We start from the raw sequence: 25,777 nt of genomic DNA, 5'->3' as shown, positions 1-25,777 counted from the left end.
TAATTAGTCGTTTTTATGGTTTTCAATTAATTTTGTGCGAAGGTTTTGCATAAGACCAGTAGCCTGTTCCAAGTAATTTAAATATTCGTGATGAAAGTCTAAGTCAAACTTCTCATCAGAATCATCTGGAAAACTCTCGTTTATTTCTTTTTTATACTTAACAATCTCTCGGTGAATATCGCACTCCTCATTCCAATTCTGTATCATCTCATCCATAGAGTGGATTAAGGCATTCGGACTTAAAATAAAATATTTTTTACGGTCACCCGGTTTTGTATAGTAGGTAATTCTATTGGAAGCTTGTAATGTGGTAAGGTGTGTGAAAATCGTACTTTTACTTGCCTGGAGGTCACAAACGAGATTTTCAAAAGTCTCTCCCTTTTTTCCTTTAAGAACGAGATCCGCAAGAATGCGGGCCGCCAAAGGAGCTAATTGTTCTTTGTGCTCCAGATGCACTCCCATTTTTTCTATTAATTTGTTCTTTCTGTCCAAAGTATTTATTTTAATCAGGCCGCAAAGATACTATCGGTTCGCAAAATACCGAACCAAACAGATATTAAATGTTTGTTAAATAAATTTATTTTTTATCAGATGGAAGCATCTACATTAAAAAGGTAGAATTGTTTAAAATTTTATGATATTTTCTCAGATTCCGTATTTACTAATTAATAAATTCTTATAAATACCAAATTATTCAACTTGTGGCGGTTTTTATTCTTAATATGTTTAACCCTATAAATTAGTAGGATAGGATTAGAAAAGGAATAACTTCGCACAAATAATTTTAAAAAAACTTAACATGAACAAACTTTATCCCTACTGATTCTATTTTTAATGTCAGTTACAATTACCAACGCGCAATCTGGCGTTTTGGATCCAACTTTTGGAACTGATGGAATTGTTACAACGGCAATCTCCCCAAAGTATAATAATGTATCAACTACCATAGTTCAAGCCGATGGAAAAATTTTAGTTGCCGGTGATGCCGGAACCCCATCAACTTATCAGATGACGATTGCCAGATACAATACAGATGGCTCTTTAGATTCGACTTTCGGTGATGCCGGAACTTTACGCTTCAATGTGGGCCCACTTAAATCCTTTATTATGGATCTTGTACAACAACCCGATGGAAAAATCATTATAGGCGGACGTACTTGGGACGATGTTTCAGGAAACTTTGCTCTCGTTAGGCTTAATGAAGATGGTAGTTTTGATGATACCTTCGGCATAAACGGAGTTTCTTATATCACCACGGCAGAAAATGATGTGGCAGAAGCAATGTCATTATTAGACGATGGTAAAATATTGATGACTGGTTATAGAAATGAAAATTTTACGGTAGCCAAATTTAATGCAGATGGTAGCGTAGATACTACTTTTGGTGTTGATGGATGGTCTGTTCTTACATTTGATAATGCATCGGGTTATGCTACAGATATGGCCGTTCAAAATGATGGAAAAATTGTAATCTCTGGCTTTGGACTTAATGGCAACAATCGTTTTCAAGTAACTGCTGCAAGACTTAATATGGATGGCTCTGCAGATAATTCCTTCGGAATAAATGGGAAGGTGATATTTAATGTAGGTGCCTGGAACGATTTTGGTGAAAGTCTTGCCATTCAGAGTGATGGAAAAATCTTGATTGCGGGCCATAAATGGATCGCAAACGCCCAACAGCGACACGATTTTTTTGTAGCAAGATTGAATACGGATGGTAGTATTGATACTTCTTATGGAAATGATGGTGCGGGTACTGCACGATTGGTAGATGGTGCTAATTATACTTCTGGTATGGTTTTGCAGGCCGATGAGAAACCAATTTTAGTTGGATCTACTACATTTAATGGGGAATATAAAATGGCCATGGTTAGATTTACCACAGATGGTTTCCCAGATTTTAGCTTTGGAGATGAGGGAATGGTAAGTATAGACAATGTGGGTCTTGAAGATTATGGACGAGCTATTGCACTTCAGGCAGATGAAAAAATAATCTTGGCTGGTGATTTTTATACTTTTTCCGGAACCGAATCAGAATTTGTGGTTACCCGTTTCCTAAATGATGGAATGGTAGGAACTGAAGATTTTCAAAATGTAGAATTCCGTCTTTACCCAAATCCTGCAAACGAACAAATTACTGTTGAATTAAGTGATGCTTCACCAACTTATCAACTTGAAATTTTTGATGTTCTAGGTAAAAAAGTTTACACCTCAGAAATTCAAAAATCAGGTAACATTGATGTTTCAGCTTTGGCTCAAGGAACATATCTATTAAAACTAAATTCTGAAAACAAAACAAACGTTGTGCGTTTTGTAAAAAAATAATTCCTTCAGAATTCATCATAATAAAGAGGCTGCCTTAATTGGTAGCCTCTTTTTTTTGTCCTAAATTGTCAAAGACTGATTAGTGAATCTAACTATTGGGCTAAAGCCCGATTCATTTATATCATAATTATCCCCCAGCTAAAGCTGGGGGATATTCTCTCAAAAATTACCCCGCGGCTTTAGCCCGGGGTTAAAAAGACAGCATTTTAAATTGGGCTTTAGCCCAACCTTCATAACCTTTCAACCTCAATCTTCTCCTTTATTTCATTTCCTTCGCTGTCCACAACCGTTAAGATATAGTTGCCAGGTTTAGGTGAAACAGCCAATTCGTGGAAGGTTTCTGTCTTTCCTATATATTCGGAATCCAGATACCAATACACCGTATTTTCAGGGGAACGATGTGCAAGTTTAAATATCACTTCATTCACATTTTCATCAAAGTTTTTCGGAAGTAAAACGGTTTCATTCTTCTTCGGATAAATAAACGCCATCAAGCTTTCCCCAGCTTTTAAACAATCTGGCGCAAAAGGAGGTAAAGGTTTGTATTCTGGATGAAGTGAGGCGTAATAATATTCCATAACCGGCGGCAGTGTAAACCAATTTTTCTGCTTCATTTCTGAAAGCGGATAACAGGAAGAATTTACTCGATGATTTTCTGAAGCGTTTAAGAATACGGTTTGATGATACGGACAGGCTTCAGTTCGAATACCGTTTTTTGGAATCCATTCCATCTTTGTTTCTTCGCAAAAAAGTCCGGCGAGATGTCCGCTTTTGGCACAAATTTCGGCTTCTACCAATTCGTCATAAGGAATTTGGAACCACCCACTTTTTGGTAGCACATTTAAAACATCAAACAAAATAGGTGCCGCAGCTTGTAAACCCGTTAATCCCGGTCGGCCTTCGCCACTGGCATTTCCTACCCAAATTCCGATGGCGTATTTTGGGGTAACTCCAATGGCCCAGGCATCCTTAAATCCGTAACTTGTTCCGGTTTTCCAAGCAATAGGTTGACTACTATTGAAAAATTCCCAGCTTTCTTCACCCATTGGTCGGTTTACGTTTTGCATCGCATCGAAAGTTTCATAAATGGCTCCAGCATTCCAAACTGAGGGTTTTTGACTAGTTTTTCCAAATGAGAGTTCTTCAGAATCTTTCACATAAATAGGTTCCATATATTCATTCTGTCGATATTCACTAGACGAAGTATTGAAGAAATTTAATGTTGAAGCCATTCCGGCATAGGCTTTAGTTAGATTCCACAAGCTGCTTTCCGCACCCCCAAGAATCATCGACAGGCCGTAATAATCTGCAGGCTTATCGATAGCTTTTTGATTGGTTTTCTTCAAAATATTATAAAATCGTTGAAGTCCGAAGTCTCGTAACATTCTAACTGCCGGAATATTCAAGGAACGTGATAAGGCTGAACTTGCAGGCACCGCACCATTAAACTTCTTGTCGAAATTTTCTGGACTGTAACCATTTACCGTTGTGGGAATATCCGCAACCAATGTATTGGGAAGAATCTCTCCAGCATCCAATACCGATGCAAAAAGAAATGGTTTTAGAATACTTCCCGTACTTCGTGATCTCTCGATAATATTGACATAATTATTATGCTCACTATTAGTTGGGGAATTACCCACATAACCCAAAACTTCACGCGTATCAACGTCCATCACCAATACTGCAATATTATGAATTTGATTTTGACGCAATAAATAATGATGTTCTTTAACAATATTATTGAGCTTTTGTTGAAGCGAAAAATCAATGGTGGTTTCAATACGTTTCCCGCGATGTTCTTTTCTAATTTTTTCAGTTAAATGTGGCGCGAATTCAGGAAGTGGCAGTGGTTTTCCAGGTAGCTTTTCGTCCAATGCCAATTGATAAGTTGTTTTGTCAATTACTTTATTCTGAAAAAGTTTTAGCAATAACACATCTCTTTTCTTCTTAAGAATAGCTTCATTTTTACCGGGAAAAATTAGCGATGGCGCATTTGGAAGCACCGCCAAAGCTGCAGATTGCCCCCAGCTCAATTCACTGGCTGGAAGTCCGAAATAGCGCCACGAAGCGGTTTCCAATCCCACCACATTTCCACCAAAGGGTGCATACGAAGCGTATAAATTAAGAATGGATTTCTTTTTATAACCCACTTCCAATCTCGTGGCCTGAAAGATTTCAATTAGCTTTTCAAAATACGTCCGACCTTTATTTTCTCGGGAAAGTCTGATTACCTGTTGCGTTATTGTACTTCCACCGCGACGTGATTTAGTGGTAAGATTATTCCAAAGTGCCTTGGAAATGGAAACTGGATTAAAGCCGGGATGCCAATAAAAATGCTCATCCTCAAAATATAGAATACATTTTTCAAAACGTTCCGGCACGGAATCCATTTCTGGAAATCGCCATTGGCCATCGTCGGCAATTCGCGCGCCGAGCATTTCTCCGCTGCTGCTTTCTGCAACGGTTGCAGTGGGAACGTTGAATAATGGAGAGGGCAAACAGAATAGCCAAGCCAGAAATAAAATCAGTAGGATGCTCAGTCTTATTTTATGGGTTTTTAAAAAAGAGACGGTTTTATTATTCATACTATTCTCACATTGGTCTCCTTTCTAAAATCCGTACTTAATTTTAATTAAACTATCCTTTTTTTGTTTTAATTCCAAAGGTGCTAAACCAATAGAAATTCTATTGCTATCCACTTTTTTTAAATCCTTTATCATGGTTGCATATCCACCACTTTGTGTTGTGTAAGTACCATAGATTTGGGGTTCCTTATTATATAAATAATATTGGTCAATCATAATACCAATATAATGTGGTGATGCCTTTCCTTTTCGCACAAATTCCCTGACTTTGGGCACGAAATAATTCAAACGAATGCTGTCAGCTGTATGGAGCAACAAAGGGCCAATATCGATTTGTCTACCGTCTAATGAAGGCGGACCAACCATGTCATCATTAGGAAAACCCTGGTTTTCAAAAAGCTCGATTAATCTTTTTTCGTGTAATTTGTCAATACTGTCAACTTTTGTCCAATCCGCCTCAGAACCTTTGCTCCTAACTCCTTGATCGGCATACCGCATTAAAATTAACTCGTTCCTCAGCTTTAAGTCAATGTTATCCATAAACTGACTGTGTAAAGTGTCGTATTCCTCTTCTAATTGCTTTCCATATTTTGAAACCATAAATTCCTCAAAATTTGTATTATTTTGAAACCTACTTAATTTTGAACCTTCCAGAATTGATTTTTTCAAATACTCAAAAGTCAAATCGTACTTTTTTAGAACGGAAGTTGTTTCTGCGAAATTTGCAATTTCGTTATAACCCAACGTTGTTATGGGTTCGCAGGAATTAAAAGCAGATTGATATAGATCAAATGCTTTTTGATAATTACCAGTTTCAAACTCGTAATCTGCTTTATAAATTGTTTGATAGTAATCTGTAATATAATTACATTCTGATTTTTTGTTTACCGAACAACTGAAAAGAACAAAAAGAAGAAGAGGAAGTAAAGCCAATTTCATTGCTTGGATTTTCTAAAATATTCAGGATTTTTCTTGGTGGGATAAACGGCGGTAATCAAAATTACGTCATCAATAATTTTATAAACCACACGAAATTTTCTTTTAATAATTATTCTTCTACACGTAGAATCAAATTCATCAACTTGCCATTGTTTAGTGAAAACTATTTTTTCAGTTTCGGAAATCAAATCCAATATATTCTTTGATGCGTTATCCGGAGCATGTTTTAAATAATATTCAAAAATTTCACTTAGATCTGCATCTGCTTCAAAAGACCAATGAATGCTTTTTACCCTGTCATTCATTGCTTCCTCTTATTTGGACTTAAATTTATCTTTTATCTCTTCCGATGTTTTGAATTTTCCTTCTGCATAACTAGTCTCCGCTCGTTCATTTTTTTCACGATATTCTTTTAGTGTAATTTCTCGCTCATTAACGGTGTGTGCAACTACGGTGGAACTTTCTAAAGATTCATTTTCCAATATCTCTTCAAAACGTGCAACATTTTCAGCGTTTACTAAGCGAAGAATTTTCTCGACCAATTTTATTTTTCTTTCAGCAATGTTCATTATCCACTGATTTTATTAAAGTAAATATAAGGATTTATCCCTTCTCTCTTTTTAAAACTGCTTGAGTAGTTTTAAAATCAACATTTCTTTTGTTCCTATGTGACTCGTTAGTAAAAAGAGCATTCAATTTTTCGAACTCAATTCATTACTTTATATGAAATTTGCCGGTTGAATAGCAAATTTTATATGAATTTTACGGTTAGAGCAAAAACCCCTTCCGTCTTTTCAAAACTGCTTTATGGCAGTTTTGAAAATCCACCTTCATCTGAAAAAGGGGAAGGAGCTTTTTCCAGAATTCATAATTCTGAATTCATAATTCAACCCTTACCCACATTCCTTTGTTTCGCGTATAATACGAGTTGTCATACATTCCCTCAACCTGAGTTCCCGGTAAATAATAGGTTCCTAAATAGGAAGCATTCAATTTTATTGTGAAAATTTTCGTTTCATTTCTATTTAAATCGAAAAAGAAATTCACACGGTCGTCGCGAATATCCGTATAACGCGCGTCACTTTTTGCACCACCGCCCAATTCACTAAAACTGGTGTTTACGATTTCCCAACCACTTGGGAATATTTTCGTCAAGGCTACATTGTTTATCCTATCGTTAGAAGTATTGGTAATACTCACTTCTGCAATTATCTCCGTTCCTTGTCGCAAATTTGTAACATCAATTGGCTTTCGAGCGCCATCCAGATATTGCGATTTTATAGAAAGATTCCGTTGTTCGGCAAGTTCTTCGCCTAATGGTAATTTTCCTTGTTGCGATAGTGTTAGGTAAACTACATTGGCCTTATTATTTTTCACCGAAACAGAATTGCCTCCCATCACAAACGAAATATCGCGCTGTGCAATGGCACGGTCGGTTTTAACGGTAACCGATTTTCCACCATTTGTAAAGGTAAGGTCCATTGCTTTTCCTCCATTTTTCTCAACCATTTTGGCCAAGGCAATTAACCCATACGATGTTTCCTGCGTACTATACCAGCGGCTAGATGATAAATCTTTTGCGACCGACAATGCTAAATCACGTTGTTTCGCATTATCCAATAAGACCAAGGTTTCCAAAGCCATAGCACGATTTCTAAATGGGGAACCATAGTTGTAATAATCAGATTTCTGTGGAACAAAATTTATATTCGCCGTTTGTGCAATCTGTTCAGCAACATTTTTCTTTCCTGCCAAAGCATAAGCTGCGGCCAAACGCCATTTGGCATCGTTGCTCAATTCCTTGCTTTCACGAAGGCGGTTCATTGCAGCCAGCTCCGGTTTTCCAGCCAAGGCCAAGGTGTAAAGTCTATATGCCTGAGTTAAACTGGAGTTGTAAACCGCATAACTATTTCGCCATTGCCGCGCAGTATTCTGCTGATACATAAGCCAATTGTTTTCAAAACTTATAGGCAACGCATAACCTTTTTGTTTGGCTTCCAACATAAAATGACCTGCGTAGGTAGTGCTCCATTCATCAGCCTCACGTTCTCCTGGCCAGTAGGAAAGTCCGCCGTTGGACAGTTGAAATCTTCCCAAACGTTCAATAGTGGCCTTTACATTTTTCTCAATATTCTGCTTTTTATCAAATGGAATATCAAAAATATCAGCTAAATACAATTGCGGAAATGCGGTAGACGTAGTCTGTTCCAAACATCCATACGGATAATGGATTAAAAACTCCATTCGTTTCCCAAAATCCATCGGCGGTAAAGTCGAAAACTCAAGCATTGCAGTATTACTTCCCGGAACGCCAAAAGTTTCAAAATTTATGGTTTCCGAAGCATTTGAGTCCAGCGTATAATTAGTTGACTTTCGTGAAATAGGATTTGGATTTTCCACATCAATTTCCACTTTATAGCTCGCTTTTTCTCCGTTTCCAGAAGCTGTAACTTCAATAGTTTGAAAGTTATCAGTTGGAAGCACTTCGAATTCAAAATTTACAATTTGTTCCCCTGGAGAACTGAAAGTAACAGTTTTTGAAGAACCATTGATCGGCTTCAAGGCTTCGCCTGTTTTCACAGTAATGGTAGCATTTTTAACTTTGTTCTCCATCGCAAAAACGGTAACGGGTAATGTAACTGTTTCCCCCGGAGATAATTTCCGTGGAAGTGAAGCAAGTACCATTAAAGGTGTACGTACAGGTGTAGTTTTTTCAGCATTTCCATAAGCGCTTTTTGAATTATCGCCGGCAATTACCATCGTTCTAACTGAACCAATATAATTCGGCATCAAAATATCGTGAGTTGCGCTTTTTCCAGCGGCAAGATGGAAGGGACCTAGATATCTTACAACTGGTTTAAATCGGTCGGCTTTTCTATTCTTTGCGCCCAAAGCCGCATCGCCACCGCCAATTGCATAAATATTATCCACGCTGCCAGAATACGCACCAATTACATAATCGAACATATCAAAAGTTTTTACGCCTAGGGCTTCCCGAATGTAGAAAGCCTCGTGAATTCCAGGAGTCATAAAACGGGTTAAATCCAACAAACCTTCATCTACAACTGCCAAAGTATAGGTCATAGCTTTCTTGTTTTCTTCGGAAACTTTTACGGTGAATTTCTCCTCAGGTTTCAACACATCAGGCATCGAGATTTTTGGGTGAAGAATGGTTGAAGGATCTTCGACAGTAATTGGAATAACGCCATAAAGACGCATAGGCAAATCGTTTTTTGTTTGATTGTGTGGCTGAAGTAGCGAAATATTCACATAAACATTCGGTGACATTTCCTTAGTAAGTTTAATAGTAGCTTTGGTTTCGCCTTTTTGAGTTTCAATCCAATGTGTTTCCAAAACTTCAGTTCCATTTTCCACGCTAATTAAAGCGTGCCCATCGCTTCCCGAAGGAAAAGTTATAACGGTTTCGTCACCAACTTTATATTTTTCTTTATCTGCAGAAAAGACGAGCATTTTCGCACTTTCTGAATCTCCATCACTTGGTCGCTGCGACCAGTTTCTATAGAAATAAGTGGTTCGCCCTGTAGCGTGACCAGATTGTTTATCGATCACTCTAATTAAATATCTTCCTCCTTCCTCTTCTGGAATATTAACAGTGAATTTTCCCTTGCCGCTGGCATCGGTTTTTATGTTGAATTCTTTCACTGGCTTGTGAACGGTTGAATTTTCATAAGAGGAAAGATTGTCTGAACCGCGATTCCACCACCAACGCCATTCAATCTGAAAAACTTTTACCTCAAGATCTCGATTAGCGGTGGGATTTCCTTGTGCATCTACAGAAATAACATCAAAAGTTGTGTTTTCATCTGTAAAATAAGAACCGTAACGCCCAGCTTCAGGCGACCTCAACCCCACAAAATGTGAAAACGGCGCTAGATCCTTCGAAAATATATCCATTGAAAAGTCACCGCCACCTTCGTATACTTTCGTCAGAAAAGTAGCTTTCAACATTCCCGGCGCGTTTTTCCCAACTTCTAGATTCTTACTAAAAGAAGTGCTGCCTTCCGTAGAAAGTTGCGTATCCAGAACAGGGATTTCCACCTCATTAAAACTTCTAATTGGATCAATGAAATTGTATTTTGGAAATTTTGGAAAAGCCGAATTGCTTGCACGAAGTGTCGCCGTCATATCAACCTTAAGATTACGAGCAGGAGAACCGTGAAGCCACATCGCACTTACCATTCCTTTTACCGGTTTTGTAGCGTCGAGAATTTCGTCATTAAAATCAAGTTTAATTTTTAAACGATTTGGTTTTATTGTTGCCACTTTTAAGGTGTGGCTAAACTGCGCACCTCCAACTGTGATTGTGGCATTCCAATTTCCAGTTGGAGCGGATGGATCTGTGGAGATTGGGAAATAGTAAAATCCCTCCAGCCCCCTAACCCCCGAAGGGGGAACCACTGTTGCGGAATTAGTTGTGTTTAATACACTGCGCTGCACTAATTTTCCGCGGGCATCTGTAACTGAAAGTGTAACGGGATGATTTTTGGGTAGTGGGTTTGCAATGTCGTTTAGCACAAAAGTTAAGTGAATACTATCGCCAGGACGATAAACGCCACGTTCAGTATAAGTGTATCCTTTTAATCCCTTTTGAAGTTCTTTTCCAGAAATATCGAAATTGCTCATTGAAAGCGCATTTCCGTCTTCCAATTTTACATACGCAAAGTTGTTTCCTTTCTGCGCCACTGCAAAAGCAGCATTTATATCACTATCATATAAAATTGATCCATCGCCTTCAGTAGTTACGGTTTCAATCAATTGCTGCTGAAAATTGAAAAGCTTGATTTTTACACCGCCTTCTGGTTTTGCCGAAATAAGATTGGTAGCAAAAAACTGATACGATTTATTATTCCCTTTTTTTACGATTAGTCCTAAATCCGATCCTAAAATATTTGCGGTAACTATACGATCACTGTTGTAATAAGCAAGATTGCACGGGTTGTCCTGTTGTTCCCAATTATAAGAGTAGTTTCGCCATCGGTAAATTTCATTATCCCAATAGCGCTGTTCACGGATTTCTTCTTCTGAAGAGTCATCGGTATAGTAAGAGTCCTGTTGATAATCATAATAGTCATCCTCTTCTTCATTGCTATTTTCTGTGGAAGCGGTCTCAGCACAATCATAGGTAATATAATCTTGTTTAAAACTAAGCTCCAACTGATAAATGGCGCCAGGATCTGCCTTAAAATATTCCGAAAGATTAATGGCATAAGCTTTCCAGCTTCCATTATCACTTAAATCGACGTTTTTGAGTTCGATGGTTTTTTTGGCAATTCGCCTTCCAACACGACGAATATCATAGGTGTTGGGATCGTTTAGATCATAGTTTTGAAGAAATTGGAGCACATTATTCTCATAAATTTTAATCACCCGAACATCAACTTTTGAAAGATTTACTGCTTCAAAATAAACCGGGGATAAAGCAGAATTTGGAAGAATTACGCCTTTAGAAATCATTCTAACGGCAGGCTTTAATTGTTCAAAAGAAACCAATTCTGAAAATTCCTTTTTCAAACCGATTCCTTCTGTGTTCTTAATTCCCGTAAAAACAGTGACTTTTACGTTGCCTACAATTCTATTTGGCGGATAAACATTCAACACGTTTCCGTCAACCTCATATCGCAGATTATTTGTTTTTTCAATAGTTACCAAGCCCGCAAAATCTTGATTTTCTTTTAGTGGATCAGAAAAATTAATGCTTAAAAGTGCCGCAGGCGTTAAAGTGCTACTAATGTCAACGATTGTAAAATTACTTTGTCCTGGAATCTTAAAAGTGTTTTCGCCTTTATTTTCGGCGCCAATGGGTTTGCCGTCCCATTTGATTAAAATTTCGGAATCTTCCAGTTTTCGATCAATACTGTCTATTGTGAAATTATAATATCGCGCATCATTGTCTTTAGAAGCCCATTTCAATTTCAGGTTTTTTCCATCTTGAGTCGCAGAAACTAATTGCGTCGCTTTTTCATAAGAAATAACATCCGATGCTTCTAAGTCTGCATCTATATATTGCTTTTGCTTGCTGTAAGATTGCAGTTTGCCAAGGGTCACTTTAAAATTTGGCGCTACTGTATGAAAACTGAAAGTATAGGTTTTAAATTCCTTTGAAATATCATCGTATAACTTGTTTAACTTAACGGTGACCGAATATTCGGTATCTGGTTTTAGATTTTCTGAAGGCTGAAAAATTAAAGTTTTCCCGTTTTCAACCACCAATTTACCCGTCGTTTTCGGAGAAATACTAAAATAATCCTCAGCAGAGAGTTCCTGAGTCATCTCAAATTGATCCAATGGTTTTGCTAGTTCAATACGAATGTCTGTGGTTATAGATTTGTTTCCATAAGTATTATAAGAAATGTAATCTTTAAATTTAAAGAGGTTATCGGTTGCGGAATGCTTGTCTTTATCATTACAAGAAGCGATAAAAATCACTAAACATATAAGTATTAGGCGCTGAAGAATTTTCATATAGGAAATTTTGGAAGTTTTAAAAGTAAAGGAAATAGGAGAGGTTTGCAATTTGTATTTATTCGTTCTCCTTATAAATCCCAATCACCAACTCCCCGTCGGAGTTCATCGTTGCTCGATACATTCCAGCCGTATTGAATTCCATCGCCACATTTCCATCTTTATCAATTGCGACAATGCCACCATCGCCACCAAGCGCAGGAACTTTTTTCTGAATTACTTCCCTTGCGGCCTCTTGTAAACTCATTCCCTTATATTCCATTAAGGCAGAAATATCATAAGCCACCACGGAACGGATAAAAAACTCTCCCCAACCAGTTGACGAAACCGCGCAAGTAGCGTTATTGGCATACGTTCCCGCACCAATTATTGGGGCATCGCCTATTCTGTTCCAGCGTTTGTTAGTCATTCCTCCAGTTGAAGTTCCTGCGGCAAGATTTCCATGTTTATCGAGGGCTGCACAACCCACAGTTCCAAATTTTGAGTTTTTGATATATGGGTCTTCAAAGTCATTTATTTCTGACTTGGCTAAGGTCCCTGAGTGTCCGTCGCGGCGGACGTATTGAAGGGCCGTTTCCTTCTCCAAAACTCTTTGTAAAGACTCATATCTATTTTGAGTATAGAAATAGGAAGTATCCATCATTTTATAGCCCAAAGTTTGCGCAAATTCTTCTGCTCCCGAGCCGTACAACATGACGTGTTCACTTTTTTGCATTACATCGCGGGCAAGATCTATCGGGTTTTTAACGTGTTTTACTCCAGCCACTGCGCCGGCGTTGAGTGTAGCTCCATCCATAATGGAAGCATCGAGCTCATTGGAACCATCATGCGTGAATACCGCTCCTTTTCCCGCATTAAAAAGTGGAGAATCTTCCATCACATTAATTGTATTTGTAACCGCTTCTAGCGAAGATCCGCCATTTTTTAATATTTCATGTCCTACGGAAATGGCTTCTTTTAATTTTGCTTTATAGGCATCTTCCAGCGAATCGCTCATGTTTTTTTTAAGGATGGTTCCCGCACCTCCATGAATGACTATTCCGAAGTTTTCAGCAGTATTTTTTGAATTTTCAGAAGAAATTGGCTCCTTAGAAGAGCGTTTTTCTTCGTTTTTACATCCAAAAAGAAGAAATATCGCAAATAAATATGTTAAAGTTTTAACCATGGCAGTGGATTTTAAGTTACGACCAATATACGTGAAATTTATAATGTTTACAGTGGTTAAACTGTTTTTACCTTAGCATCTAAATCACGATTTATTTCTTGTTTTTCCGATTAAGTGTAATATTTTTTCGACCAAATACATTTTCATTCAATTTTTTTTATATCTTTAGCTTAACATCATGCCCCAAATTTGATGTGCCCTAAATATGAACCTACTAAAAAGTAACCTACTTGCTGGGCTACTTATTTGCTTATTAATCACCTCTTGCTCAAAAGAGGATTCTGTTGAAGTTGAAGCTGCTAAATATGATATTGATTTAGCGCTTGCTCAAAAAAATGACAGTCAAATGTCATCTGAAATTTTGAGTCTAATAAATGACCATCGCGTGTTGTTAGGACTTCCTGTTCTTAAAGCTGACAATAAATACACCTCAGCTTTTGCGGTGAAGCATACCCAGTATATGATTGAAAAAGAATACATAAATCACGACAATTTTGGATATCGATCTGAAGAAATAAAATTTCACGATAATGCCCAAGTGGTAGGTGAAAACGTTGCATATGGATATGAAACCGCCGAAAAAGTTGTTGAAGCTTGGCTCCAAAGTCCAGGACATAAAGCTATTATTGAAGGTAATTACACTCACACAGGTTTTGGTGTGATGAAGAGTGATAAGGATCGTAGCTATTTCACCCAACTCTTTTATAGAAAGTAACCCCACATCCCTTTTTCTATTAGCCTAAATTGCCGTATTTTTACGTGGAAACACAAAAAAATACGGCCATGGCTATTAAAAAACCTTTCAATTTAAACAAGTGGATAGAGGAAAATCGCGATAAATTAAAACCACCTGTTGGCAATAAAAACTTATATGTGGATTCTGGCGATTATATCGTGATGATTGTTGCTGGGCCCAATGCGCGAAAGGATTATCACTACAATGAAACCGAAGAACTTTTCTATCAATTGGAAGGAAACATTCAAGTGGCCATCCAAGAAGATGGTGAGAAAAAAGTAATGAAACTGGGTCCTGGTGATATGTATCTACATCCTGGAAAGGTACCCCATTCCCCTGCAAGAAGTGAAGGTTCTATTGGCCTTGTAATTGAAAGAAAGCGAACCGACCTAAAAGGAGAAGATGGTTTACTGTGGTTTTGCGACAATTGCAATAATAAATTATATGAAGTTTACTTTCCCCTCAGTAATATTGAAACAGACTTTCTAAAACATTTTAAACACTTCTACGCAAGCGAAGATTTACGCACTTGCAACAAATGCGGTACGGTAATGGAAGCCGACAAACGTTTCGTTTCTGACGAGGAATAACCATTGATTTTTATTAATTTCGCAATCGGTTGATTATTAATTAGAAAAAAATAAAAATTGATGAGTGAAATTGCAAAAAAATTTGGAATTGATAAAGCCCTAGAAGAGTTAGGCCTAAATAAGGATGTAAACCATGGTACTTCTACCGGAAAAGATTTTTTTGGGAACGGAGATATCATTGAATCTTATTCTCCAGTTGATAATGCTTTAATAGGAAAAGTAAAATCTACTTCAAAGGAAGATTACGAAAAAGTAATTACCACGGCAACCAGTGCTTTTAAAGAATGGCGCACCATGCCAGCACCACAGCGTGGAGAAATAGTTAGACAGTTTAATGACGAATTACGCCGCTTAAAAGAACCACTTGGAAAATTGGTTTCTTATGAAATGGGAAAATCTTACCAAGAAGGGTTGGGCGAAGTTCAAGAAATGATAGATATCTGTGATTTTGCTGTTGGTCTTTCAAGACAGTTACACGGGTTGACTATGCATTCTGAACGTCCAGGTCATAGAATGTACGAGCAATACCATCCACTTGGAGTTGTTGGAATAATCTCAGCATTTAACTTCCCAGTAGCGGTTTGGGCTTGGAACACAGCTTTAGCATGGGTTTGTGGAGATGCTTGTATCTGGAAAGGATCTGAAAAAACACCGATAACGAGCGTTGCCTGTCAGAATATTGCAGCAAGAGTATTTGCCGAAAATGGTTTGCCAGAAGGATTATCTTGCTTGATAACTGGTGATTATAAAGTTGGCGAAATGATGACCAACGACGTTCGTGTACCATTAATTTCCGCAACTGGATCTATTAGAATGGGAAAAATTGTAGCACAAGCGGTTGCGGCACGTTTAGGAAAATCTTTATTGGAACTTGGTGGAAATAACGCAATTATCGTTACTCCAGATGCTAATGTTAAAAACACTGTAATTGGTGCCGTTTTTGGAGCGGTCGGAACTTGTGGTCAGCGTTGTACTTCTACGCGCCGATTGATTATTCACGAAGACATTTATGATAAAGTAACGGATGCCATTGTAGCTGCTTATAAGCAAATTAAGATCGGTAATCCTTTAGACGAAAACAACCACGTTGGGCCATTAATTGATAAAGATGCAGTCAAAAATTACCAAACAGCCTTGGAGCAAGTGGTAAAAGAAGGCGGAAAGATTTTGGTTGAAGGTGGCGTGCTGGAAGGCGAAGGTTACGAAAGCGGATGCTACGTAAAACCAGCAATTGCCGAAGCAGAAAACCATTATGATATTGTACAACACGAAACCTTTGGCCCTGTTTTATACATCATGAAATACAAAGGCGATTTGCAAAATGCGTTGGATTTACAAAACGGTGTAAAGCAAGGTTTATCTTCTGCAATTATGACGAATAACTTGCGCGAAGCAGAACGTTTCTTATCTGTAGAAGGATCTGATTGCGGTATTGCAAACGTAAACATCGGAACTTCTGGAGCCGAGATTGGCGGAGCTTTTGGCGGTGAAAAAGAAACCGGTGGCGGCCGCGAAAGCGGAAGCGACGCTTGGAAAGTTTATATGCGTAGACAAACAAATACAATCAATTATACTACTGAGCTTCCTTTAGCGCAGGGTATTAAGTTTGATTTGTAGTCCCCTCCCGACCTCCCCGAAGGGGAGGCGACGGTAATATAAAAAACCTCAAAGGTCTCTAAGATCTTTGAGGTTTTTTATATTATAATAGTTTCCATTATAAGTTCCCCCTTCGGGGGTTAGGGGGCTTACACTACCCCGTTCGGTTCAACCCATTTAAAACGATTCGCATCTTCTGGAATCTTAATACGGTCTGCAATTCGAAGCATTCTTGATGGTAATCTAACTAAATAATCACGCGCTTTTTCAGCTTCATCTGTAAGATTAGTAATTTTTGAAATTTCCCAATGAGCGTTCAATTTTTCAAGAATATCAATATAATCGTATGTAGTATAAACCCCTAAACGCTGTGCTGCATTACTAAAATCATCAAAAGCTGAAGCCATTTTCCCCCCACTCTGACGTAGATTTTGAGCTGGCATGATAATTTTTTTCTGCATCATATCTTGAAAAGCAATCATCATTTCACTAGCGTCATATTCAAAAATGGTTTTTACGAAGTGACGATATGCCAAATGATGACGCATTTCATCTCCAGCAATAAGATTACACATTTTAGCAAGCGATTTATTTCCTTGTTTTTTGGCTATTTTCCCCACCCGACTGTGCGAAACATTCGTCGCAAGTTCTTGAAAACTTGTATAGATGAAGTTTCTATAAGGATCGCGACCTGTTCCTACTTCAAAACCGTCGTTGATTAAATGATGTGTGGTTATTTCTACTTCTCTCATATTCACCCTTCCAGATAAATATAAATATTTATTCAATGTGTCGCCATGTCGATTTTCTTCGCCTGTCCACTGTCGAATCCATGTGCTCCAGCTATTACGACCATGTTGGTCTATCCCTTCCATATCCATCAACCAACTTTCATAAGTTGGCAATGCTTCTTCTGTAACCATATCGCCTACTAGGACTATCCAAAAATCATAGCCCAATTCTTTGGCCTCTTCACGAAGTTGCGTCACTTCATCCATATAATTCTCTTTCTGAAAGTCCGGCAGAAGATCAGTCGGTTGCCAAATTTTTTCAGGAGGTATAAGGTATTGATCAATATAGCTATCAACTTCCTTTTCCAAGGTTTGCATTACTTCTAGTCGTATGTTTTTAAGTGCCATGGTGTTTTTAGTTTTCGGAGTAACCACAAATATAAGAACTGTAAGCCCGAATATATTATAAAGTCGTCTTAATTCCTTCCTTTTTCATTAGGATATAATGTATGCACCTCATCGCTTTGCCAAATTTCCTTAGAATCTACATCCATCATTGAAATTTTTCCGCGAAAAGCCGCACCAGTATCAACGTTCCAGACGTTGGCAAAACTGACTGGTTTGTTAAATCCTATTCTCGTAACAGGCGTGTGACCTATGTAGATTTCGTTGAAAAGTTTTAAACGTTTAGGATATCTATCATCGTCTTTAGAAATAGTGCTGTCTATCGCACAAACCATTTCCCATAAGGTTCTATCCCAATAAACAAGATTTGGATAATACTCATGCTCCGGACCGTGCTGATTGGTAAAACCGGCGTGCAAAAAGATTCGGTTTTCAGAGTCTTTATGAAAGTTGATTAAATTCTCTAGAAAACGAAGATGTATTCCTTTTTCTGTTTTAGAAAGTTTTGAATAACTCTCCACGCTACTCGCTCCTCCCTGCCTTAACCACATTGGGTTACTTTCACCCGATTTCAAATAATTGTAAAGTAATTCATCGTGATTTCCTCGGAGAAAAACACAATCGTTTTCTTGAGAAAAATTAATCAAATATGAAATTACTTCAGCAGATTCACTCCACCCGTCCACATAATCTCCTACAAATATATACTTAGTGCCTGACGGAAGATTTGCCCTTTCCATCAATTGTTTTAAGGCCTTGTAACCTCCGTGAATATCTCCTATTACAACTGTTTTCATACTTTAATTATAACTAACTTTTCTCAAAATCCGCAATGCCTCCTTAGAAAGCTGATACACCTCAGTCTGATAATCTCTTAAAAACTCCTTGGCTTCTTGCAGTTTTTCCTTTGCTTCCTCAAAATCGTTTAAGTAACAAATCAAATATGTTGATGGCAGGTTGCGAAGATCTTTTTCTTCGGAAGCATTAAGCGGAATCCTTTTTTTTAGCTTTTCCATTACTGCATTGTTTGCATTGTATATATGGTAAAGTGTTTTTCTGTTGAAACGTGGCGGTTCAAATAACAATTTGGAATCCATTTGATAGGAACCGTTTTCGTTGAACTGAATGATAACCTCTTCCAAAGGATAATATTTGAACTGTTCATTCAATCCCAAATGCACATATTCCACCGTTTTAAAATAATCATCAGTAAACTCAATGCTCACTTCATCCTGCGCCGAATAAAAAAGCCGTACCTGTTCGTTGATAAGCTCGATATCAACACGGGAATAATACTTCTTATCCCTTATTTTTTTTGGATTCCCAGCCCAGCAAACCACAAACTGTTCCTTATAAACTTTATAATGGCTTTCCAGATCCTTATGCCGATTGTTTATAAAGTCCATTACACCATCAAGGGTTAATTCAATATTACTTTTGGCAGCATTTTCAATAGATTTTACAATTTCGGAATTGACATCCTTAATTTCAATGTCGAAATCCTTGGGCATCGAAATACTTCCATCCCGAAGAAAAATAGAGCCGCCCCAATACTTCCAAATATTTTTCCGCAAGGAAGTTATTTTTCCATTTGGACGAATAGTTACTAAGCCAACAACTTTATCTGAAGGTAAATTTGGAAAGGCCACATTTTCATAGATTATTAAAGGTGCATTTGACAAGTAGGCATTTACGAGATTTTGAATCTTGCTATCATCAAAAAAATCCACGCCTCTAATTTCATTGGTTTCATCTTCAACCCCAATCACTATAAATGAATTATTTGCCGGATTACTATTACTGAGCGCACAAATATGTTTTAAAAATTTCGCCTTTCCTTCCTTACTCCCAAGATCAATTTTTCGCTTTTTATCATAGAAACTGCTCTCGTCATTATGGGCGAGAAGGTTTTTGATAAGAAGTCGTTTGTTGATCATAATTAGAAGTTGCAGGTTGCTAGTTAAAAGTTAAAGGCTGGGCTTTCTAATCATATTTAGAGCCTTTCCTATCTGAATTTTTCAGATACACCATTAACGACTTAATCTTTCTGCTGTTTAATATAGCTTTCTCCGAGATTATTTTAAAAGCCTCTTCATCTATATGATTTCTATCTAAGCAACGATATAGTTGAGATCGTGTTTCTCCACAAGACGCCTTTGCAATACTTAAAAAGTTTATAAACTCACGATTGCCATCTCTTTCAAAACCTTCAGCTATATTGTCCATTATAGAACATGAAGCCCCATTTATTTGCTCCCGAAGTTTATAGTCTTTTTGAAGCGAAGTATTTTGAATTATACCCCAAACATCTTTAGAGATTTCTCTTGCTAATTGCCAAATTTCCATATCCTCAAATCTTTCAATTTTACTCATAATGTTTAATTTACTTGCAACCTGCAACTTGCAACATTTAACTTGTAACTTTATTAACAATCGTCGAGGACGCTTGATCCAAACACATAACCGTCAAATCTGCAATATTGACGTGTGGCGGACGCGTTACGGCAAACCAAATTACATCTGCAATATCTTCAGGTTTTAGGGGTGTAAAACCTTGATAGACTTTTTCGGCTCGGTCCTCGTCGCCTTTAAAACGCACTTCGCTGAATTCTGTTTCAACTAAACCTGGATTTATTGCGCCCACTTTAATTCCTTTGCCATTGAGATCCAATCGCATTCCTTGATTTATAGCGTCAACAGCGTGCTTACTGGCACAATAGACATTTCCTTTTGGATATACTTCTTTTCCTGCCGTGCTTCCGATATTTATAATTTGACCGCGTTTCCGTTCAAGCATTTTTGGCAGGATTGCTTTTGAGACATATAGTAAACCTTTCACATTGATGTCCAACATGGCATCCCAATCATCGGTATTTCCCTGGTCAATGGTGTCTAAGCCGTGCGCGTTCCCAGCATTGTTTATTAAAATATCAATTTCTGAAAAGTTCTTCGGAAGTGAGTTTATCGCCGAGAAAACTTCCTCTTTATTCCGAATGTCAAAATTCAACGTAAAAACTTCGGTTGAAGCTGAAAGTTCTTTCGAAAGATTTTTTAATCGCTCCCCCCTTCTTCCACAGAGAATTAATTTCACTCCATTTTTAGCGAAAAGTTTCGCCGTTGCCATTCCTATTCCAGATGTTGCTCCGGTGATAAATGCTGTCTTTTTCATTTTCTATTTTTTATTTTTATTTTTTATTACACATTTTTAATAATCTATTAATTTATAAAAACTCATTAAAAGTACTATTTCTGAAATATTTGAAAGACCCATTTTTCACCAATATTAAAAAACTTAACAAATGCCTGCAAACGCTAAGAAAAGTTTAAGTTTCAAGCGTTCTTAATTTAACCAATTGTTAACAAGGTTTTTGGCAATTAATGCACAATTTGCAACGTCTTTTAAAAGAAGCATTCTACATTGAATCTAAATACAATATGGAAAATACAAATTCGACCTTTGACATTGGGGCGTTAAACGAAAAAATTGAAAAGGAAAGTGCCTTTGTGGACATCCTAACAATGGAAATGAATAAAGTAATCGTTGGCCAAAAACATATGGTGGAACGACTTATGATCGGTCTTTTGGGTCAAGGACACATTCTCTTGGAAGGTGTTCCTGGACTCGCAAAAACACTGGCAATCAACACGCTTTCAAAAGCGGTACACGGATCTTTTAGCAGAATACAGTTTACCCCAGATTTGCTTCCCGCAGATGTTGTTGGGACGATGATTTATAATATGAAGGTGAATGAATTCACCATCAAGAAAGGTCCAATTTTTGCCAATTTCGTCCTTGCCGATGAAATTAACCGTGCCCCGGCCAAAGTTCAATCAGCACTTTTAGAAGCGATGCAGGAAAAGCAAGTTACCATTGGCGAAACTACTTTTAAACTGGATCAACCATTTTTAGTAATGGCAACCCAAAATCCAATTGAGCAAGAAGGAACTTACCCATTGCCCGAAGCGCAAGTTGACCGTTTTATGCTGAAAACAGTCATAAAATATCCGCAAATCGCCGAAGAGCAATTGATCATCCGCCAAAATTTAAAAGGAGGATTTGAGCAGGTGAATCCTGTTGCTTCAGTTGAACAAATTCTAAGAGCGCAAGCTGCTGTTCGCGAAGTTTATATGGATGAAAAGATTGAGAAATATATTCTCGATATCATTTTCGCTACAAGAACTCCTGAGAATTACGGTCTTGCAGATTTAAAACCACTTATCAACTTTGGTGCTTCTCCGCGTGGAAGTATCAACCTCGCCATTGCCGCTAAATGCTACGCATTTATCCGCCGTCGTGGGTATGTAATTCCTGAAGATGTTCGCGCCGTTGTGCACGATGTGCTTCGTCATAGAATCGGTATTACTTACGAAGCCGAAGCTGAAAACATCACTTCCGAAGAAATTATCAATAAGATAGTTAATGTAATTGAAGTACCGTAAAATAAGTATGCAGTGTTCAGTAGCAGGAGGCAGTAAGCTAATTAACTAAAAGCGATCTGTTATACTGCCAACTGCAACTGCCAACTGGCTACTACAAAGAAATGGATACTAAAGAACTTCTTAAAAAAGTACGTAAGATCGAGATCAAAACGCGACGCTTGAGCGATCACGTGTTTGGTGGCGAGTATCACAGTACTTTTAAAGGTCGTGGGATGACGTTTAGCGAAGTACGCCAGTACCAATTTGGCGATGACGTTCGTAATATCGATTGGAACGTTACTGCCCGCTACAATGAACCTTTTGTAAAAGTTTTTGAAGAAGAACGTGAACTAACATTAATGCTGATGGTTGATATTAGCGGTTCCGAATATTTTGGAACACAAGAACAGTTCAAAAATGAAATAATTACTGAAATAGCCGCAACCCTTGCTTTTTCGGCGATGCAAAACAATGATAAAACCGGATTGATTCTTTTTTCAGATGAAATCGAACTTTATATTCCACCGAAAAAAGGGAAATCGCATGTCCTTCGTATCATTCGAGAATTGCTGGAGCACAAACCAAAAAGTAACAAAACCGATATTGCCAATGCACTCAAGTTTTTAAGCGGTGTTATGAAAAAGAAAGCCATTGTTTTTGTGCTTTCAGATTTTATTGCAGATGATTACCGAAACACCTTGAAGATCGCCGCAAGAAAGCACGATTTAACAGGAATACGGGTTTATGATAAAGCCGAAGAAAACATACCAAATTTGGGGATGATACAGATGGAAGACCAAGAAACTGGAGAACTTTTATTGGTTAATACAGGCTCAAAAAGCGTGCGGAACCAATATTATGGTTATCATCGTGAACGCGTAGATTATTTCGTAGAATCCTTTACCAAAAGTGGCGCAGGAGCTTTGAGTTCTAGAGTTGACGAGAGTTATGTGAAAAAATTATTAGGGTATTTTAAGAGAAGGTAAAGCCCCCTAACCCCCGAAAGGGGAAAACGTGAGTTTCCTGCAAGGTCTATAAGATTTTGTAGGTATTAAAATTTATAATTTTGATAATAGATTTAAAACAAATTAATATTGGTTTTCCTGCAAAGTCTTCAAGACCTTGTAGGTATACTATCCATGCACTTTTCTCTTTTCTCTTTCTTCTTTCCTCTTTCTTCGCAAACGCACAAGTAAATTCCTCCATCGATTCCACAAAAATCAAAATTGGTGAGGAAATTCTTTACACCATAAACGTTCAGGCAGATTCTACTGATGTGGTTATTTTTCCAGAAGAGCAGACTTTTGCGCCTTTGGAAATGATTGAAGCTTATGAAACTGATACAACTTATGAAGGTGCAAAGTATCGACTTATCAAAAAATACGGATTAACGCAATTTGACAGCGGCCACTTCACCATTCCTCCACAGCGTATTTTTATCAACAAAAAAGCATTTTTGACCGATTCCATAATGGTGGAAGTGAATGACGTTGTTATTGACACTACCAAGCAGAAAATGTTCGACATAAAACCTGCGGTGGAAGTTAAAGGCCCACCTTTTGATTGGAAGTTACTCCTCACTTGGCTCATTCCTATTCTTCTCATTATCGGAATTGCCATTTTTCTATTCCGAAGAAAAAAACGAAGAGACGCTGCCGAAAAGCAATTGCCACCTTATGAAGAAGCAATCGTGGCGCTGAAAACATTAGACAATAGCCAACTAATAAAAGAAAATAAGAGCAAAGAATACTATAGTAGTCTAACAGAAATTGTAAAACGATACCTAGACCGTGAAGTTGATGAATCTGCGCTAGAGAGCACCAGTGAAGAGCTTATCACACGCTTGATGATGCACAAAGACGCAGGAAGTTTTGACTTCGATTTAGAAACCATCCGAAGGTTAGACTTGATTTTCAAACGGGCCGATTTAGTGAAGTTCGCTAAAATGAACCAACTTTCTGGTCAAGCGGAAGTTGATAGAAAAACCATTGAGGAAATCATTAACGAAACTCACGAAGTTATTCCAGAACCTACTGAAGAAGAGCTTTTGGAAAACCAAGAGTATTTAGAAAAACTGGAGAAAAGACGTAAACGCAGAAAATGGATTTTGGGTATTTCGGGCGTCATTGTAGCCGTTATTTTAGCGGGAGTGATCTACGGAAGTATTGCTGGTTTCGATAATTTAAAAGATAAAGTACTAGGAAACGACCTTCGTGAACTTGTAGAAGGCCGCTGGATAAAAAGCGAATATGGAAGTCCCGCAGTTATTTTAGAAACTCCAAAAGTACTTGTAAGAGTAGAACCACCAGTTAAAAATGCAGATAAAAGCAAGGTTAGTGGAAAAGACTATTTCACCTATGGCGAAATGAAGTCTCCGCTTTATATTATGGTTTCAACCACGCGGTTTAGCCAAAAACAAGACATCGCTTTAGAAAACGCGCTGGATGCCGTTTTAGATGATCTCGGGCAAAATGGCGCTAAAAATATGATCGTAAAACGCGATGATTTCGAAACTGAAAAAGGAATAAAAGGCTTAAAAGCTTACGGCGAATTCAACGTACAGGTTTCAGACAAGAAGGTTTTGAAAAAGAAAAGCACTTATGAATTATTGCTTTTCGCGCAGGAAAATGGTTTGCAGGAAGTTTTGATAGTGTATCAAGACGACGGCAAATACGCCGAAGAAATCAAAAAACGAATTGAAGCTTCCATAGAGCTTGAAATTTCAGAGAAAGATGGGAAGTAATTTCGAATTTGTAAATCCGCAGTATTTCTGGTTGTTTCTTATACTTCCAGTGCTTGTGCTATGGTATTTATGGAAGCGAAATCAGCAAACAGCTTCCTTAAAAATATCAAGTGTACAAGGATTTAAGACGGGAAGAAACTGGTTGGCACAAATAAAACCACTGCTTTTTGTACTTCGTCTTTTAGCACTTTCTGCAATCATTATTGCCATGGCACGACCCAGAACCGTTGATGAAACCACAAAAACCAAAACAACCCGAGGTATTGACATCGTAATGTCTATGGACCTTTCGGCAAGTATGCTGGCGCGCGATTTAAAGCCAAACCGTTTAGAGGCTCTAAAAACCGTCGCAGCACATTTTATAAACAGCAGACCAAATGACCGAATTGGCCTGGTGGAATACGCCGGAGAAAGTTATACTAGAACCCCATTAACCAGCGACAAAGCTGTTGTGCTTTCCTCCTTGAAAAGCATGTCTTACAACACAACCATTGAAGGTGGAACTGCTATTGGCTCTGGATTGGCAACGGCGGTAAACCGATTAAAAGACAGTCGTGCCAAAAGTAAGGTGATCATTTTATTGACAGATGGAGTAAACAACAGTGGTTTTATCGATCCAAAAATTGCTAGTGAATTGGCCGTTGAATTTGGCATTAAGGTTTATACTATTGGTATTGGAAGCAATGGAATGGCAATGTCACCAATAGGAATTCGTCCAGATGGTGGGTTTCAATACGGAAATGTACCCGTGGAAATAGACGAAGCACTATTAAAAGAAATCGCCAAGAAAACTGGTGGAAGATATTTCCGAGCCACGAACAATACAAAACTGGAAGAGATTTATGATGAAATCAACAAATTGGAAAAAACCGATATTGAAGAATTCAAATACACAAATTATGATGAAATGTTCCGTCCTTGGGTGATTTTCGGATTGATTTTACTTGGACTTGAATTTATATTACGAACTACGGTTTTCCGTGGATTTCTGTAAAGGCCCCCTAATCCGCCGCGGCGGAGAACTCAGACGTAATGGGAAAGTCTAAAGAAAATGAAA

At 37.9% G+C, this 25,777-nt stretch carries 20 protein-coding genes; 8 read left to right on the top strand and 12 right to left on the bottom strand.

The window, feature by feature from the left end:
- Window positions 1–3: 3 nt before the first annotated feature.
- Window positions 4–492 carry a GbsR/MarR family transcriptional regulator gene (locus tag G440_RS0115270; RefSeq protein WP_245574871.1) on the bottom strand — a complete coding sequence of 163 codons (489 nt, stop codon included), beginning with the start codon at window positions 490–492 and terminating at the stop codon, window positions 4–6.
- Window positions 493–834: 342 nt separating this feature from the next.
- On the opposite strand from G440_RS0115270, the gene G440_RS0115265 reads away from it, so the two are divergent.
- Window positions 835–2,325, top strand: a complete 1,491-nt coding sequence (locus G440_RS0115265) for a T9SS type A sorting domain-containing protein (protein ID WP_026452113.1) — start codon at window positions 835–837, stop codon at window positions 2,323–2,325.
- 230 nt (window positions 2,326–2,555) lie between these two features.
- Here the strand turns inward: G440_RS0115265 and pbpC are convergent, their stop codons facing one another.
- The 6 genes from pbpC to G440_RS0115235 form a co-directional block, all read right to left on the bottom strand.
- A complete protein-coding gene (gene pbpC, locus G440_RS0115260) occupies window positions 2,556–4,913 on the bottom strand; it encodes a penicillin-binding protein 1C (protein WP_026452112.1) in 2,358 nt (785 codons plus the stop codon).
- Between the two features lie 24 nt (window positions 4,914–4,937).
- A complete protein-coding gene (locus G440_RS0115255; protein ID WP_034259680.1) occupies window positions 4,938–5,852 on the bottom strand; it encodes a hypothetical protein in 915 nt (304 codons plus the stop codon).
- Window positions 5,849–6,157: a type II toxin-antitoxin system RelE/ParE family toxin gene (locus G440_RS0115250; RefSeq protein WP_026452110.1), complete on the bottom strand. Its 309-nt coding sequence runs from the start codon at window positions 6,155–6,157 to the stop codon at window positions 5,849–5,851. Before G440_RS0115250 ends, G440_RS0115255 begins: the two co-directional genes overlap by 4 nt.
- 9 nt (window positions 6,158–6,166) lie before the next feature.
- A complete protein-coding gene (locus G440_RS0115245) occupies window positions 6,167–6,421 on the bottom strand; it encodes a hypothetical protein (protein WP_026452109.1) in 255 nt (84 codons plus the stop codon).
- A gap of 310 nt (window positions 6,422–6,731) precedes the next feature.
- Complete coding sequence (locus G440_RS0115240) at window positions 6,732–12,335, bottom strand: alpha-2-macroglobulin family protein (RefSeq protein ID WP_026452108.1); 5,604 nt, start codon at window positions 12,333–12,335, stop codon at window positions 6,732–6,734.
- Window positions 12,336–12,393: 58 nt separating this feature from the next.
- Window positions 12,394–13,500: an isoaspartyl peptidase/L-asparaginase family protein gene (locus tag G440_RS0115235; protein ID WP_026452107.1), complete on the bottom strand. Its 1,107-nt coding sequence runs from the start codon at window positions 13,498–13,500 to the stop codon at window positions 12,394–12,396.
- 205 nt (window positions 13,501–13,705) lie between these two features.
- Here G440_RS0115235 and G440_RS0115230 point away from each other — a divergent pair, with 205 nt between their 5' ends.
- From G440_RS0115230 to amaB, 3 genes are all read left to right on the top strand, one after another.
- A complete protein-coding gene (locus tag G440_RS0115230; RefSeq protein ID WP_026452106.1) occupies window positions 13,706–14,215 on the top strand; it encodes a CAP domain-containing protein in 510 nt (169 codons plus the stop codon).
- A gap of 68 nt (window positions 14,216–14,283) precedes the next feature.
- Window positions 14,284–14,826: a 3-hydroxyanthranilate 3,4-dioxygenase gene (locus G440_RS0115225; RefSeq protein ID WP_026452105.1), complete on the top strand. Its 543-nt coding sequence runs from the start codon at window positions 14,284–14,286 to the stop codon at window positions 14,824–14,826.
- A 60-nt stretch (window positions 14,827–14,886) separates the two neighbouring features.
- A complete protein-coding gene (amaB, locus tag G440_RS0115220; protein ID WP_026452104.1) occupies window positions 14,887–16,443 on the top strand; it encodes an L-piperidine-6-carboxylate dehydrogenase in 1,557 nt (518 codons plus the stop codon).
- 128 nt (window positions 16,444–16,571) lie between these two features.
- Here the strand turns inward: amaB and G440_RS0115215 are convergent, their stop codons facing one another.
- The 5 genes from G440_RS0115215 to G440_RS0115195 form a co-directional block, all read right to left on the bottom strand.
- Entirely contained in the window at window positions 16,572–17,561 is a 990-nt protein-coding gene (locus tag G440_RS0115215) for an acyl-ACP desaturase (protein WP_026452103.1), read from the bottom strand.
- Window positions 17,562–17,629: 68 nt separating this feature from the next.
- Window positions 17,630–18,355 carry a metallophosphoesterase family protein gene (locus G440_RS0115210; RefSeq protein ID WP_026452102.1) on the bottom strand — a complete coding sequence of 242 codons (726 nt, stop codon included), beginning with the start codon at window positions 18,353–18,355 and terminating at the stop codon, window positions 17,630–17,632.
- Between the two features lie 3 nt (window positions 18,356–18,358).
- Window positions 18,359–19,495, bottom strand: a complete 1,137-nt coding sequence (locus tag G440_RS0115205; protein ID WP_026452101.1) for an ATP-binding protein — start codon at window positions 19,493–19,495, stop codon at window positions 18,359–18,361.
- Between the two features lie 46 nt (window positions 19,496–19,541).
- A complete protein-coding gene (locus G440_RS0115200) occupies window positions 19,542–19,931 on the bottom strand; it encodes a four helix bundle protein (protein ID WP_026452100.1) in 390 nt (129 codons plus the stop codon).
- A 37-nt stretch (window positions 19,932–19,968) separates the two neighbouring features.
- Window positions 19,969–20,727, bottom strand: coding sequence for an SDR family NAD(P)-dependent oxidoreductase (locus G440_RS0115195; protein WP_026452099.1), 759 nt, complete (start codon window positions 20,725–20,727; stop codon window positions 19,969–19,971).
- Window positions 20,728–20,993: 266 nt separating this feature from the next.
- Between G440_RS0115195 and G440_RS0115190 the strand changes: the two genes are divergently transcribed.
- The 4 genes from G440_RS0115190 to G440_RS0115175 all read left to right on the top strand — a co-directional run bounded on the left by G440_RS0115190 (window position 20,994) and on the right by G440_RS0115175 (window position 25,714).
- On the top strand, window positions 20,994–21,998 hold the full coding sequence (locus tag G440_RS0115190; protein ID WP_026452098.1) for an AAA family ATPase: 1,005 nt from the start codon (window positions 20,994–20,996) through the stop codon (window positions 21,996–21,998).
- A gap of 101 nt (window positions 21,999–22,099) precedes the next feature.
- Complete coding sequence (locus G440_RS0115185) at window positions 22,100–22,963, top strand: DUF58 domain-containing protein (protein ID WP_026452097.1); 864 nt, start codon at window positions 22,100–22,102, stop codon at window positions 22,961–22,963.
- An 80-nt stretch (window positions 22,964–23,043) separates the two neighbouring features.
- Window positions 23,044–24,720, top strand: coding sequence for a hypothetical protein (locus tag G440_RS20075; RefSeq protein ID WP_051285418.1), 1,677 nt, complete (start codon window positions 23,044–23,046; stop codon window positions 24,718–24,720).
- Window positions 24,710–25,714 (top strand): vWA domain-containing protein, encoded by a 1,005-nt coding sequence (locus G440_RS0115175; protein ID WP_026452096.1) that lies wholly within the window; start codon window positions 24,710–24,712, stop codon window positions 25,712–25,714. Before G440_RS20075 ends, G440_RS0115175 begins: the two co-directional genes overlap by 11 nt.
- The last annotated feature ends 63 nt before the right edge of the window (window positions 25,715–25,777 follow it).

Origin of the sequence: Aequorivita capsosiphonis DSM 23843, from assembly GCF_000429125.1 — a bacterium.
Lineage (GTDB): Bacteria > Bacteroidota > Bacteroidia > Flavobacteriales > Flavobacteriaceae > Aequorivita > Aequorivita capsosiphonis.
This window is presented reverse-complemented; position numbering and strand designations above follow the sequence as displayed.

What these genes read in the sequence shown, in the direction of transcription:
- G440_RS0115265 (WP_026452113.1), top strand. Translation starts at nt 835, where the DNA reads ATGTCAGTTACAATTACCAACGCGCAATCTGGCGTTTTGGATCCAACT.
- pbpC (WP_026452112.1), bottom strand. Translation starts at nt 4,913, where the DNA reads ATGAATAATAAAACCGTCTCTTTTTTAAAAACCCATAAAATAAGACTG.
- G440_RS0115255 (WP_034259680.1), bottom strand. Translation starts at nt 5,852, where the DNA reads ATGAAATTGGCTTTACTTCCTCTTCTTCTTTTTGTTCTTTTCAGTTGT.
- G440_RS0115250 (WP_026452110.1), bottom strand. Translation starts at nt 6,157, where the DNA reads ATGAATGACAGGGTAAAAAGCATTCATTGGTCTTTTGAAGCAGATGCA.
- G440_RS0115245 (WP_026452109.1), bottom strand. Translation starts at nt 6,421, where the DNA reads ATGAACATTGCTGAAAGAAAAATAAAATTGGTCGAGAAAATTCTTCGC.
- G440_RS0115240 (WP_026452108.1), bottom strand. Translation starts at nt 12,335, where the DNA reads ATGAAAATTCTTCAGCGCCTAATACTTATATGTTTAGTGATTTTTATC.
- G440_RS0115235 (WP_026452107.1), bottom strand. Translation starts at nt 13,500, where the DNA reads ATGGTTAAAACTTTAACATATTTATTTGCGATATTTCTTCTTTTTGGA.
- G440_RS0115230 (WP_026452106.1), top strand. Translation starts at nt 13,706, where the DNA reads ATGAACCTACTAAAAAGTAACCTACTTGCTGGGCTACTTATTTGCTTA.
- G440_RS0115225 (WP_026452105.1), top strand. Translation starts at nt 14,284, where the DNA reads ATGGCTATTAAAAAACCTTTCAATTTAAACAAGTGGATAGAGGAAAAT.
- amaB (WP_026452104.1), top strand. Translation starts at nt 14,887, where the DNA reads ATGAGTGAAATTGCAAAAAAATTTGGAATTGATAAAGCCCTAGAAGAG.
- G440_RS0115215 (WP_026452103.1), bottom strand. Translation starts at nt 17,561, where the DNA reads ATGGCACTTAAAAACATACGACTAGAAGTAATGCAAACCTTGGAAAAG.
- G440_RS0115210 (WP_026452102.1), bottom strand. Translation starts at nt 18,355, where the DNA reads ATGAAAACAGTTGTAATAGGAGATATTCACGGAGGTTACAAGGCCTTA.
- G440_RS0115205 (WP_026452101.1), bottom strand. Translation starts at nt 19,495, where the DNA reads ATGATCAACAAACGACTTCTTATCAAAAACCTTCTCGCCCATAATGAC.
- G440_RS0115200 (WP_026452100.1), bottom strand. Translation starts at nt 19,931, where the DNA reads ATGAGTAAAATTGAAAGATTTGAGGATATGGAAATTTGGCAATTAGCA.
- G440_RS0115195 (WP_026452099.1), bottom strand. Translation starts at nt 20,727, where the DNA reads ATGAAAAAGACAGCATTTATCACCGGAGCAACATCTGGAATAGGAATG.
- G440_RS0115190 (WP_026452098.1), top strand. Translation starts at nt 20,994, where the DNA reads ATGGAAAATACAAATTCGACCTTTGACATTGGGGCGTTAAACGAAAAA.
- G440_RS0115185 (WP_026452097.1), top strand. Translation starts at nt 22,100, where the DNA reads ATGGATACTAAAGAACTTCTTAAAAAAGTACGTAAGATCGAGATCAAA.
- G440_RS0115175 (WP_026452096.1), top strand. Translation starts at nt 24,710, where the DNA reads ATGGGAAGTAATTTCGAATTTGTAAATCCGCAGTATTTCTGGTTGTTT.